10 protein-coding genes and 1 pseudogene are annotated in these 14,043 nt (G+C 42.8%); all 11 read left to right on the top strand.

Translation table 11 applies throughout. The features are described 5' to 3' along the window. The first annotated feature begins 35 nt into the window (after positions 1 to 35). The 11 genes and pseudogenes from ACHZA2_RS17680 to ACHZA2_RS17630 all read left to right on the top strand — a co-directional run bounded on the left by ACHZA2_RS17680 (position 36) and on the right by ACHZA2_RS17630 (position 14,011). On the top strand, positions 36 to 1,247 hold the full coding sequence (locus ACHZA2_RS17680) for a serine hydrolase domain-containing protein (protein ID WP_319580811.1): 1,212 nt from the start codon (positions 36 to 38) through the stop codon (positions 1,245 to 1,247). A 219-nt stretch (positions 1,248 to 1,466) separates the two neighbouring features. After that, positions 1,467 to 2,654, top strand: a complete 1,188-nt coding sequence (locus tag ACHZA2_RS17675; protein WP_319580810.1) for a hypothetical protein — start codon at positions 1,467 to 1,469, stop codon at positions 2,652 to 2,654. A 101-nt stretch (positions 2,655 to 2,755) separates the two neighbouring features. After that, positions 2,756 to 3,040, top strand: coding sequence for a hypothetical protein (locus ACHZA2_RS17670; RefSeq protein ID WP_319580809.1), 285 nt, complete (start codon positions 2,756 to 2,758; stop codon positions 3,038 to 3,040). An 18-nt stretch (positions 3,041 to 3,058) separates the two neighbouring features. Then, positions 3,059 to 3,367, top strand: a pseudogene (locus ACHZA2_RS17665) (PAS domain-containing protein); the annotation flags it as partial. Then, positions 3,347 to 3,907: a PAS domain S-box protein gene (locus ACHZA2_RS17660; RefSeq protein WP_319580985.1), complete on the top strand. Its 561-nt coding sequence runs from the start codon at positions 3,347 to 3,349 to the stop codon at positions 3,905 to 3,907. The pseudogene ACHZA2_RS17665 and the gene ACHZA2_RS17660, both read left to right, overlap by 21 nt. 250 nt (positions 3,908 to 4,157) lie before the next feature. Next, positions 4,158 to 4,535: an ATP-binding protein gene (locus ACHZA2_RS17655; RefSeq protein ID WP_319580984.1), complete on the top strand. Its 378-nt coding sequence runs from the start codon at positions 4,158 to 4,160 to the stop codon at positions 4,533 to 4,535. 359 nt (positions 4,536 to 4,894) lie between these two features. Beyond that, positions 4,895 to 8,071 (top strand): PAS domain-containing protein, encoded by a 3,177-nt coding sequence (locus ACHZA2_RS17650; protein ID WP_319580808.1) that lies wholly within the window; start codon positions 4,895 to 4,897, stop codon positions 8,069 to 8,071. 4 nt (positions 8,072 to 8,075) lie between these two features. Further along, a complete protein-coding gene (locus ACHZA2_RS17645; protein WP_319580807.1) occupies positions 8,076 to 8,588 on the top strand; it encodes a chemotaxis protein CheW in 513 nt (170 codons plus the stop codon). Between the two features lie 205 nt (positions 8,589 to 8,793). Continuing rightward, complete coding sequence (locus tag ACHZA2_RS17640) at positions 8,794 to 10,998, top strand: PAS domain S-box protein (protein ID WP_319580806.1); 2,205 nt, start codon at positions 8,794 to 8,796, stop codon at positions 10,996 to 10,998. Between the two features lie 183 nt (positions 10,999 to 11,181). Continuing rightward, positions 11,182 to 12,990: a KUP/HAK/KT family potassium transporter gene (locus tag ACHZA2_RS17635; protein ID WP_319580805.1), complete on the top strand. Its 1,809-nt coding sequence runs from the start codon at positions 11,182 to 11,184 to the stop codon at positions 12,988 to 12,990. A gap of 322 nt (positions 12,991 to 13,312) precedes the next feature. Further along, entirely contained in the window at positions 13,313 to 14,011 is a 699-nt protein-coding gene (locus ACHZA2_RS17630; RefSeq protein ID WP_319580804.1) for a PAS domain-containing protein, read from the top strand. Positions 14,012 to 14,043 lie beyond the last annotated feature (32 nt).

The following is a 14,043-nucleotide window of genomic DNA, read 5'->3' as shown; positions in this document are numbered from 1 at the left end:
AGTGGGAGTGTACTTCATCACAAAAGGTGGGTTCCATGAATGGTCAGATGTATGTTATTATTCTCAGTATCCTTCTTCTGATCTCTCATTCAACTGCTCTTCCCTCTCCTGATGTATGGAAGACCTCTGTTGTCGGACAGTTCTCCAGCCTCTCTAAAAGCGAGGTTGATTCATTCATCAATCCTTTCATAACCTACAACATGAGCAGAGGTATTGTGGTGGTCCTTGTGGACCGGGATGGATATACCTGGTACTCATACGGAGGGCCAGATACAAGAACTGGAAAAATACTTGATAATACCACACTCTTTGATATTGGCTCGGTATCCAAAACCATGACCGGACTTCTTATGGCAGATTCGGAGATGAATGGTGGGTACAATTTCTCTGCTCCTGTGAATTCATGGCTTGGTGATGAGTATGCACTTCCCGGGGAGGAAGGAATCGAGATTACCGGGATCGATCTTGTCACTCATCGTTCAGGTCTTCCAAGGACACCTGAAAAGTTTTCAGCGATAAACCCGGCTGATTCAGAGGCTGATCAGATCGAAGACTCAATGCAGTATTTCCAGACGATGACTGCCGATGATACGTACCGGGAGATTATAAACAGTTCTCTTCTAGCCCCACCTGGATACCAGTATCTCTATTCAAACCTTGGTGGTGCAATAGCAGGGGATGTAGTCTCACGGGCTGAGAATATTTCATACTCCCGGTTACTGGCAGAAAAAATTACAGAACCACTAGGGATGACAAGTACCGGAGCATCATGGTCGTCTGATGATCTCGACCGACGTGCAACCGGGTACCGGGCCTATGCATACCCGACAGATGAGGCACGTCTCATCAGATTCAACGAATTCTGGACTTCTTCCGGAGGAATTCATTCTGATGCAGATGATATGGCGGTGTTCCTGGCAGCAGAACTTGGACTGATCGATACACCTCTGTCAAGTGCCATTGCAAAAACCCATACTCCCCTGGCAGTTGCTTCAACCGGTCCTCTACTTCTAGAGCAGGGGATCTTCCTGGATATTCTGCATAACCGGGATGGGACGATCATCCTGAAAAAAGCAGGAGAGACAAACGCTCATCAGGCTGATATTGCATGGAATCCGGATATGAAGGTCGGTGTGGTTATCCTGTCAGATACCGCAAACATAGGAGGAATTCATGTTGAAGAAACTGCCATCGCCCTGCTTGAGAGGATGCAGGTCAAGAGGTTAAACCAGAAGAATGGGCAATAAGTATCAACAACAGTCATGTTCAGTAAAATTATTGAGTGAGGTTCACATGTGTTTCTGCATGAAACCTTACAGTTATCTTTTTCCTGGTATTTTGCTGATTTCTAACATTATCACGCACTGAACGGCAGTTTTTTCATATAACGCTTTGAATAATACTTTTTTCAGGTATTCACGGTCATGTATGGAAATTCATATAAACCTGGAGAATTCAGTTCTGCCATGGATCGTTTCATGTGGACAGGGGTTGTGCTGATTCTTGTCATGATGCAGTTCTCCGGTTGTTATGCTCTTCTGTCTCCTGATGACGGGAATGGAACAGAAAAGGTAAGTCAGAACCTGAGCGGTTATCTTACTCAGAATGCATTTGCCATTTCACAACAAGATTCCGGAAATCAGTATACCACGTATTCAGGATCTTACTTTCAAGTAGATTACCCTTCGAACTGGATTCGGGTGGACGGTCTGACATATATGGGATCGAATCAGTTTCAGATGCAGTCAGACTCTGATCTCTTGACAGCGGTGGTTCCTGATTTTCAGGTCTTTGCACCCCTGTCAGGAACTGATATGGTCGCTGTTGCGGTATATGATTTCCAGAACCTGGGAGTAACTCTTCCGTTTACCAGGGATATTACAGATCTGATGATCCAGGGAAGTGTTAACTCCACGGCTGCAGATGGGACATACAAATTCCTCAATGATATAATGGTAAACGGGCTCCCCGGTTATGAGTATAAGGTCACCAGCAGAGGGATGAGTGGAAGAGCAGATATCTTTTCTCGTGATGGAAGATTCTATCTGATCTATTACCTGGGAGAGAACGATCAGAAGGTTCCAGAGTTTTACAACAAAATTGTAAATTCGTTTTCAATAGTAGAACCTGAAGATGACACTCCCCCCATCAGACTTTCACCAGAAGGCACCATCTCTTCACGAAGTCAGGTGACAGAGAAGCCATCACCAGTGCCAACACTAACTCCTCTGTCTGTCGGGCCTGTTCTCCTTCCGTTCACCGGTACGAAACTTACCGGGGGATTCTTTCCTCCTGGTGATGCCTATCTTACCGTGAAAAATTCCCTGAACAGTGACGCCGTATTTATTATTACTACTGCAGGATCGAAAGTCCCCCTGGTTTCATACTTCATTAAGAGAGGGGATTCTCATACAATCAGAGATATCCCGACCGGGTCATACAACTTTTATTATGAACTGGGATCCGAATGGAACAGTACGGAAAAACAGTTCACCGACGGTAATCCATCCATGTTTTCAGATACCAATGGTTTGGTCCCTAAACTGGTGACATATACTACCGATACTGCAGGATATGAAGTGACCCTGTACGGTGTTTCCGGGGGCACTGCCAACACGAGAAGTCTTGACCGGAATTCATTCCCGAAATTATGAGAATTAATTTAATTCACCTTATCCAGCCCTTCTTTTTTGATCTTCACATTTGCTATTTTGGCCAATGCTTATAAATCACAACTCACCATAGTGGATATACCATGCTCCCGGTGCTGCCACGCCTTGAAGCACTTCTCCAGTCTGGCCCGCTCAGAATATCTGTACTGTATCTTGTCATCGGGCTTCTCTGGATCCATTTCTCCGACAATTTTGCCTACATTATAGCCGGGGGTAATCAGGATAGATTTCTCATTCTCTCAAGATTCAAAGGGTTTGCTTACATCATAGTGACAACCGTTCTCCTGTACGTGCTCATCCAGTATTATTTCAGGAAGATTTCAGAAGAGCATGATCGCTATTATGCAATCTTTAATCAAACGTTCTAGTTCACCGGGTTTTTATCTCCTGCGGGTACACTGATTGATGCCAACCAGACATCATTGGAGTTTGCAGGAGTTACAGAATCAGCTGTAAAGGGAAAATTCTTCTGGGAGACTGTCTGGTGGCAGCACTCAAAAGAGATTGAGAATCTGATAAAACAAGCTGTTGAGAGAGCTTCGAGTGGTGAATTTGTCCGATTTGAGACTACATTTTCAGCAGTAAACGGGTGGATCAGAGATCTTGACTTCTCAATAAAACCGGTAAAAAGTGAATCCGGATCTGTTAATCTCCTGATATCAGAAGGGAGAGATATAACAGATCGGAAAAAAGCCGAGTCTGATCTGATCTCTGCATATGACCAGATCGCTACATCTGAAGAAGAACTACGTCAGAATTATGAGAATCTGGAAAAGAGTGAACAGAAGATCAGTGAGAGCGAACAGCGTCTCTATGATATCATCAACTTTCTTCCAGATTCGACATTTGCAATTGATGAGAAAGGGATTGTTATTGCCTGGAATCGTGCAATTGAGGATATCTCCGGCGTTCAGGCAGAGAATATTCTCGGAAAAAGCGACCACGAGTACTCTCTCCCATTTTACGGAGAACGAAGACCAATTCTTATTGATATAATCTTTGAGGATGTCGAGGTGATCCTTTCCCAATATGATACCGTTAATAGAGTCGGGAACTGGCTAATTGCGGAGACGTTTATAGTCGGGGCATATCAGGGAAAAGGGGCATATCTATGGGGAATTGCATCTCCATTGTATGATACAAATGGGAAAATTGTTGGTGACATTGAATCTATCAGAGATATATCTATAAAAAAATGGCACTCGATGCTCTGGCACAATCAAGAAAGAAATTAAACCTTCTGAATGCTGTAACATTGCAGGATATTCAGAATGCAGTCTTCTCACTCACGGCATATATTGAGCTGGAGCGGAATAGGGAGGCAGATGATGTTACGAGGGAATATATCGAAAATGAGAAGAAAATTGCAGGTAATATTTTAAATTCACTAAAATTTGCTCAATATTATCTGAACCTGGGACTTCATTCTCCTCGATGGCAGAACGTCCAGCAAACGTTCCTCTTTGGGATATCTCACACTGATCTATCAGGTTTGTCACGGATATAACCCTTGATCAACTCGAGATCTATGGAGATCCTCTTCTCGAAAATGTCTTCTTCACCCTTGCAGAAAATGTTATTCTTCATGGGAAAAAGGCAACCGAAATCCGGTTATGGTATTATCATTCCTCACATGAGATCGTGATTGTGTTTGAAGATAATGGATGTGGTATTCCTGATGACATGAAAGAGAAGATATTTGAGCGGCAGTATGAAGAAAAGAAAGGAATCGGTCTTTTTCTTTCCCGTGAGATCCTTTCAATCACCAACATATCTATACGGGAGACCGGAAAAAAAGACATCGGAGCCCGGTTTGAACTTACTGTTCCGAAAGGGATGTACCGGTTCTCTGAAGGTACCTAAACAATGGTCTGCCAGATGGCTCTGTATCAATTTCTCTGAGAGTTACTCGTCTGATCAAGACCATGGATCAAATCTTCATATGTGTCAGGTTGGGCCTATTTTTATACTTCCCATAAAATTATTACTTAAACGTTTTGGCAATGGCGCCATTACCAATCTTTATTACTATTCTCCCGATAAAAGAATAGATTTGTACTATTAAGAATGCAGAGCACATCGGAAATAATTGAGGTTGAAATTATGTCTGACAAATACTTTGTTCGCATTCTAATGTAGCAGGTAATGCGTAAGGAATTTAAAAATTCGTGTTACCATTCCATTCTGGATGGGTGGGTTTGCAGAACCAGTCAGGTACTACCATGGTTGAAAAAAATACTGCCGTTATCGGCTCTCAAGATACTGCATCGCTTCAGAAGATCATCGATTCAATACCATCGGCAACGCTGATTATTGATCCAAAAGGGGTATTCGTTGACTGCAACAAGGCAACACTCCAGATTTTTAACGCTTCCAGTCGAGCTGATATTGTTGGAAAACCACCGGCCATTCTTTCTCCGCCAAAGCAGAGGAATGGCAAGGATTCTGATGCCGAATGTGTCAGACTTCTCCAAAAAGCCCATGAAACTGGATCGGTCACGTTCTATTATGATCACCTGACGCTGAAAGGGAAGTTGTTTCCTGCCAAAGTATCTCTCAGTGAGATCGAGTACGAAGGCAACCAATGTCTGATGTGCACTATTACTGATATGACCGGGCAGGTCAGAGTCGAAGAGAATGAAACTCTTATTTCGCAGAATCCATACGCAATGATAACTCTGAATCCTGATATGACTATAGCGGATGTAAATCCTGCATTTTCACAGATATCTGGATATAAAAAAGAGGACTGGATAGGAAAAGGTCTGAGTGATTTTAAGATCATCAAACGGGATGGACCGACAGTGCAGGATGCACTTCGGACTAAACAAACAGTTTCCGGAAAGATCATCGTTGACTTTCCAAATGGGATCAAAAATATGCAATATTCATATGTCCCGGTCTTTGATGCTGATGGTGAAGTTATTCTGATTTATGATATCTTTGCTGATCTCACCGAGCTCGTCCAGAAGGTCAACGAATCGAATTCATTGATCTCTGAAAACCCAGCTTCCATCGTGAGTATGGATACATCCGGTAATATTCTCTCTGTCAATCCAGCTTTTCAGGATTTATCCCGGGTTTCAAAAGAGAAACTCCTCGTTATGAATCTGCAGGAGTTCAATATACTGGAGAGGGATGGACAATCTCTAAAAGAAATAATCATATCAAAAAAGCCTTCAAAAGGGAGGTTGGTTGTTGATTTCGGCTGGGCGGTTAAGACGCTTGATTTCACGTATATCCCGATACTGGATGCGAATGGTATTGTAGCCAGCATGGTTGCGATGTACCTTGATGTCTCGGATCAGGTTGCATACGAAGATGAGATTGCGAAATTTATTCACGAGAATCCTCATGCAATCGTTACTATGACACCTGATCTGAAGATCACTGACGTTAATCCCGCGTTTACAAAAATTATGGGGTATAGGTATGAAGAAATTACAAATATGAGACTGAGTGATCTCAAGGTTCTTGAGCGTAATGGCGGAACGGTAAAGGACAGTCTCCAGAGTAAAAATCCTGTTTCTGGAGCAGTTATCGCCGATACCCCGGCAGGAATCCGTCACCTAGCGTATGTCTATGTACCAATCCTAGATAAAAAAGGCGAAGTGATCAAGTTCCTTGAAATATTCTCCGACCTGACTGAACAGAGGAACCTGATCGCATACTATGAATCGATCCTTGATGCTGTGCCTCTTCCGATTCATGTCACCGATAATGACATGAAATGGACGTACATGAATAAACCTTTTGAGAAGATTCTCATGAATAACCGGGTTATTCAGGATCGTAAATCTGCATACGGGTTGCCATGTTACACAGCTAATGCCAATATCTGCAAGACGAATGAATGCGGTATCCATAAACTCAGAACAACCGGAAAGAATGAGACCTTCTTTGAATGGATGGGTGCTTCGAATAAACAGACCACTGCACCGGTTGTTAATGCCAGCGGAGAAACTGTCGGGTATGTTGAGACTGTACAGGATCTGACCGAACAGATAAGGCTGATTGAGTTTTTACAGAAAGAGGTGGCTCGTCTTTCAGAAAATATTGTGAAGTTAAGCAACGGCAATTTTGATCTGAATCTGAAGATGACGGCTTCAGATCAGTATTCAGAGAAAGCAGAAGTGATGTTTGAGGAGATTAACACAAGCATATCAACCCTTATTACCGCTCTGTATAATCTGATACAGGATTCAAATGACCTGGCATATGATGCAACAAACGGGAATCTGAAGGCACGTGCAAATATTGAAAGGCACAAAGGAGAGTTCAAAAAGATCGTGGAAGGATTTAACCGGACTCTTGAAAGTGTCATTCAGCCGATAGACGAATCGCTCCGGGTTTGTGAGAACTACGCCTCGTATGACTTCACGGCCCGGTTCTCTTCTTCCCTTGAGGTCAAAGGAGACTGGATTCAGTTTAAGAACGCACTGAACCATATTGGAGTGAGTGTTTGTGATGTGATACACATGATCACTCAAAATGTCAATGATCTTGCAACCAGTGCTGAAGAGGCCCATGTCAGCGTTGAAGAAGTGGTTACCGGAGCACAGCAGATTGCAACTAGTGCCGGAAAGGTCAGTCAGAATGCTGATCAGGGAGAAGACGGTATTTCACAGGTACTCAAAGCGATGGAGGACCTCAATGTAACGGTCAGTGCTGTGTCGCAGAAGGCAGAGTCAGTCTCCATTGCCTCTGATGAAGCAAATAGTCTGGCTAAAGAGGGTATCAGTCTTGCACATGAATCTGAAAAAGCGATGGAAGATATCACCACCTCTGCCAGGGAGGTTGATACCATAGTAACCGGTATCAACACACAGATGGATGAGATCGGAAAGATCGTCCGGCTGATATCAGACATTGCCAACCAGACCAACCTGCTTGCTCTCAATGCAGCAATTGAGGCAGCCCGGGCAGGAGAAGCAGGGAGAGGATTTGCCGTTGTTGCAGCCGAGGTAAAATCTCTTGCCCAGGACTCACGAAAGTCGGCCGAAAATATTGAGGATATGATTGCAGCACTTCAGACAAAGGCTCAACTGGCAACCGAGGCGATGGGTAAGTCCACAAGAGCAGTGCAGGATGGCAGTTCAGCACTTGAACAGACACTCGGAGCTTTCAATAAGATTGCACACACTATTGAAGATATTAACCGTAATACAGTAGAGGTTGCATCTGCATCTGAAGAACAGGCTGCATCGGTTGAAGAAGTGACTGCCAGTATCCAGGAGGTTTCAAATCTTGTGCAGAACACCTCGCATGAAGCAGGTGATGCTGCTGCGGCAACACAGGAGGCAAGTGCTTCAATCGATGAGGTGGGACGGATTATGAATGGTGTAGTCGGTATTGTGGAGAATATCTCGCGTGAGATTGTCAAGTTCAAGGTAGCATAATTCCATGAGTGAAACTGAAGGTCTCTCGAAGAATTCCAGGAAAGCGATATCAGAGACGGAAGAAGAGATTCAGATCGTTGAATTTCTTCTGGGCAATGACAAATTCGCTATCAACCTCTTTGATGTGAAAGAGATCGTGGAATATACCAGGATCACACCACTTCCCGGGAGTGGTCAGTATATCAAGGGGATTATCGATCTGAGGGGGGAGATCACCACTATCATCGATCTCAAAGCTAAGATGAGTATTACATCCTCAACTGCCACCCTTGAACAGTCAAGAATAATTGTCATTGACAGTTCGGTGACTAAAGGAAAGACTGGAATTTTAGTTGACGACGTAACAACAGTCCTCTCGATTCGTGAATCCCAGATAGACAAGAAGATCAATGAGGGAACAGATTCGCAATATATTCTCGGAATTATCAAGCATAATGGTGGAGATCGTGAATCAGATAAGACCGAACTTGTTATCTGGATAGATGTTCCCGGACTATTACGGGACATGGGTCAATAAAAACCCCATTGGGGGCCCAGGGCAGGACCGATGATAGGGCTGTTTCATGCAGTATCGTCCTCTTTTTTCTCGGTTCTGACCAATCAAATCCGATATTTTCTGAAGAAGATAAATCGATAGTCTCATATATTCTTAGATTTAACTCCTAATTCAGTCGGACTGTCATCGATGTGAACATTCTGAATATCTAATCTCGAATAGTTCCATGACTCACCAAATTGAAGAAGAGCGGACTCAAATTCTTCATTCTCTGGAAGGAGAGGATGTCTGTATCTCCATATCAGCGATTGCTTCAATAACCGGGATGAACAGGCATACTGTAGCCCGGCATCTAGACTCACTGGAGATACTTGGAAAAGTGAGGAAACTCGATGTTGGACGTGCGAAAAAGTACCTGCTTGTCAAAAAAATATCTGAATACAGTCTGATGGATATTAGTTCAGATCTTATCCTTGTCCTTACACCAAATCTGACAGTCCAGTATCTGAATAAAGCAGCAGTCCGGCATTTCATGACATCATTGCACGAATGCATTGGAAAAAATATCAGTGCTCTTCACTTTTCTCTACTCTTACATGATGATCTGATACAGATACTCGATACATTTTCATTCGAAAACCCGGAAAAAATAACTGTCCAGGATGAGCATGGCTTCTGGTTTGAGATAACCATTCTCGGATTATCACTTCTTCAGGCCCCAAATCAGATAGCGATCATCTGTACTGATGTTACTGAAAAGAAGAGGTCAGAGGAAGCACTCAAAATAGCTCAGGAAAAATACGGGTTTGCATTCCATGCATCACCAGACGGGATTGTGATGCGGGAAATTTCCACCGGAGAGATACTCGAAGCAAATCCGGCATACTGTACATTGATCGGTTATTCATGGAATGACATTATTGGAAAGAGTTCTATAGGTCTTGGATTTATTGAGTCAGCTGATTTTCGGGATAATCTCATCAGAAAAATCATTCAAAGTACAACTGGTCAGCATCGATATGAATTACAGGTCCGCAGGCAATCCGGTGATGTTATTGATGCATCCTGTTCTTCAAGTATTATTCATGTATCCGGCCGGGACTGTCTGCTAACCGTTATTAGAGATATTAGCGAACAGAAAAAAGCCGAGGAATCTATCCGCAAAAGTGAAGAGTTATACCGGTTGCTTGCCGATAACACCGAGGATGTCATCTGGACACTGGACCCATCAGGATGTTTGTTTACCTATGTCAGCCCTTCAATTGAACGCCTCTTAGGGTATCGTCCTGATGTAGTTCTGAATATTCATCCCCAGGATATAATGACACAGGCATCATATACCCGGATGAGAGTTAAACTCCCCTATTATATAAAGTCTCAAGCAGAGCGGAGAACTCCTTCATACTGCAGGCTTCGAATCCAGTATATCGCTGTAGATGGGAGAATAATTCCGACAGATGCTGCCATCACCTTTATCAAAAGTTCTTCCGGAGAGATAATCCGGATTTTGGGAGTATCGAGAGATATTTCATTGCATCTTGAGATGTCCAAAAAATTACAAAAAAGTGAGCATCATTACCGGGTACTGGCTGAGTCTGTCAAGGATGTTGTCTGGATCATAGACTCTGTATCCCGGGTATTCAGGTATATAAGTCCGTCAGTTACCGGATTGCTTGGCTGGACACCTTCAGAGATCTGTCAGAAATGTGTTGATGAGATTATTTCTCCAGATATGCTCTCATATTTTCTAGAAATATGTGCTGATCGCCACCGGGAATTTCTCGATTCAAATATTACGCGATATTACACTGATGAATTAAAAATACTAACAAAAACCGGCGATGTAATCTGGAATGATATCATCTCTCACACCACCAGAAATGAAGAGACCGGTGCTGTTGAGTTCATCGGGATATCCCGTGACGTTACCGAAAAGAAGAATACCCATCTGGAACTAGCCAGCAGTGAAGCATATTTACGACTGATTTTAGATAACATCCGGGACGTTATCTGGATCTTGGATCTTACATCCCTGGTTTTTACCTATGTCAGCCCATCCATCATGAAACTCAGGGGATATCATCCGGACGAGATTGTAGGTCATTCCCTGAATGAACTCTACTCCCGGGATGTTTATGCCGAAAAAGATATGGGCTCCATAAAACTGGAAGAGCAGATCAGGGCATTTGAATCAGGTGATGATTCTGCACGATATCGGCGATTCTTTATCATCCTCAAACATCGTAATGGACATCTTATTGATGTTGAAGAATCGATATCGCTGATCGCAGGACCTGACAGGAAAGTCACTCATATCATCGGAGTCTCACGTGGCATTTCTGAAAGTGACGATCTCATCCATTCTCCGAATTCTATCGTTTCTTTCTCTCCTGATCCGGAGAGATCCCGTCTTACTTCTGGCAATGTATAATTCTTATTTATTTGATTAAGAGATAATGTATCTCTATTTTTTATTTCTGATAGATATTGATATTACTATCGAGATGGAATTCAATGTTATGATATTGAACCTGAATAATGATTTGACTACACTGATATTCCGGGTATAAGACCAGAGTTCATTTATCTCTTTGATAGAAATAATGAGATGTTTATGCTTCAGCCTCCACCGCTTCCATCCATATTAAAATCAATTGGCCTGGTCTTCGGTGATATCGGGACAAGTCCAATATATACTCTCGCTTCCCTGTATCTGGTTGTACAGCCAACCCCGGCTCATATCTTTGGGACAATCTCACTAATTTTCTGGACACTGATCATCCTTGTATCCCTTCAGTATGCCGTTCTCGCGATGCGACTATCCAGTAATGGGGAGGGTGGGACTATTGTGCTCAAGGAACTCCTGCTTCCCATGGTCAAGAGTAAATACGGTATTCTGGCAGTAACCATCATCACCTTTGCCGGGGTTTCCCTGATGATAGGTGATTGTGTCATCACTCCTGCTATCAGTATTCTCTCAGCTGTAGAAGGTATCAAACTCATTCCCGGCTGGTCTGATATTGAAGAGGGAACCCTTGTACTACTTGCTATTCTTATATCAATAGGTCTGTTTTGGTTCCAGAAGCAGGGAACTGACAAAGTGGGAAAGACGTTTGGACCCATCATGATCATCTGGTTCACCTCTCTTGCGGTCTTTGGTATTGTATCGATCATAAGAACCCCTGAAATCATTCTTGCATTAAGTCCAACTCACGCTCTCCTTTTCATACTTCAGGATCCCGGCATAGCATTCCTCTCGCTCTCACTTATAATTCTGTGTGCAACTGGGGGAGAGGCTCTGTTTGCAGATATGGGCCATCTCGGACGGGAACCAATACGGTGGGCCTGGCTCATTGTCCTTGTTGCACTGACGCTGGTATACCTGGGTCAGGGAGCATTTCTCATCAGAAACGGCCCGGTCGGAAATCCGTTCTTTGGGATGATCATAAGCGAGATTGCAATTCTTTACATTCCTTTCCTGTTCCTGACCGTCATGGCGACAATCATCGCATCCCAAGCTGTCATTAGCGGTATCTTCTCAGTAATATATCAGGCAATCAATACCCATCTCCTCCCAAGGCTTCCTATTGACTATACCTCATCAGAACTGCGAACCCAGATTTATATTAATATTGTCAACTGGGGACTGTGCATCGCGGTTATCTTCATGCTTATCATATTTGGTTCATCAGAGCGTCTCGCTGCTGCATATGGTATTGCAGTCAGCGGAACGATGCTGATCACCGGGGTTATGATGAGTACAATATTCCTGTATAAACGACAGATAGTCCCGGTTATTCTCTCAATATTCGTAACCTGTGTGGACCTCCTCTTCTTCCTCTCACTTCTCCATAAAATTCCGGTCGGAGGGTACTGGTCGCTGGTGATCGCTGCTATTCCGTTCTCGATCTTTGTTATTTTTACCGAGGGACAGAAAGTGCTATACCGGGGTCTCAACCCGATGGATAACGGTGTTTTCATCAAGAAGTTTGAGGATCGTTATATTCATTATCCAAAGTTACCAGGAACTGCAATCTTTTTTGCCCAGTCGATGGATCATATCCCTGCCTACATGACCAGGACTATGTTCATTCACGGGATTATTTACAAAGAGAATGTAATTATCTCAGTTCAACCAAAAGAAGAGGCATACGGTGTGAGTTGGCATCTCAAAGAGATCAGGCCCGGGCTGCGATATCTTTCTATCCAATATGGATACATGCAAGTTATTCACCTTCTTTCTATCATCAGACAAGTGGGAATCGAAGAAACCACAGTCTTTTACGGGATGGAAGAGATCGTAACCAATAACATCATCTGGAAAATATATTCCGTTATTAAGCGGTTATCTCCGTCATTTGTCCAGTATTACCGGCTACCACCAGATCGGGTTCATGGTGTAGTGACCAGGCTTGAGATGTGAATTTAATGTTTGGACGGTATTGCATTATTTTCTTTTAATCTTTCTATTTTGAAGATTCATCACGATTCACGGTTTTGTGAAGTTTTATGTGAATCAATGATCTGAGAACTGTTAAGCGGATTATCATAAGTACGACGGTAATAATGGGAGAAACCGCTATCCTGAGGTGACCTGTTGATTAGAGGGTTATATTATCAATTTTTTTAGTTTCATGGAGATAAATAGAAATCAGGTATAAAATGTCAGCATGACTAATATGTACTACATATATCCCCCAAATTCTGATCATCAACGTTTTATCTATTAGAATCAAGGATCTATCATGGCCATTTCAAATAACATAACTCAACCAGAAGAAAACATAGTCCAGATAGTATCCCTCATTCTGATATTCATCATCCTGATCTTTTACTCTGACATTTCTACTCCCCTCGGTTTAATGACCGGAATCCTGTACTTTATTCCAATAATGATGACTCTGTATATCAGATACCAGAATGGCCCTTTTGTAGTCAGTGGGATTTCCATCTTTTTACTGTGGATTGGTTATCTTCTTTCACCCCGGGACATGTCTGAATTTTATGCCCTGGCGAATCGTGCATTTTTCAGTATTCTTCTCATTGTTCTGGCTATTATGATCTGGAGAAATATAGTACGAGAATCGACACTCCAGAGAGATGAAGAGAGATTTCGTACTATTGTAGAATCGTCACCGATGCCGATATGTATCTTCAAAGACGAACAGTTACAATTTGCCAATACTGCAGGTATTGAATTATTTATGGATGAAAATGGGCTAAAAACGACAACAGATCTATTAAATTTCTTTAATTATGAAGATAGGGAGATGCTCTCATCAAGTATGAACAAAGCTCATGAAGGTGCAAGAGTGGAACTTGCCGATTTGAGATGGAATCCAAAAGAGAATAGAACTGAAACCGTTGATCTCTGGATTGCGGAGATAGTTTGGGATAGCTCATCTGCAATTCAATTGACTCTCAATCCCCATCCCGGATCTTAAAAAATGTTTACCTGCCTGGTATTTTCAGTCTG

The organism is uncultured Methanospirillum sp., from assembly GCF_963668415.2.
GTDB lineage: Archaea > Halobacteriota > Methanomicrobia > Methanomicrobiales > Methanospirillaceae > Methanospirillum.
This window is presented reverse-complemented; position numbering and strand designations above follow the sequence as displayed.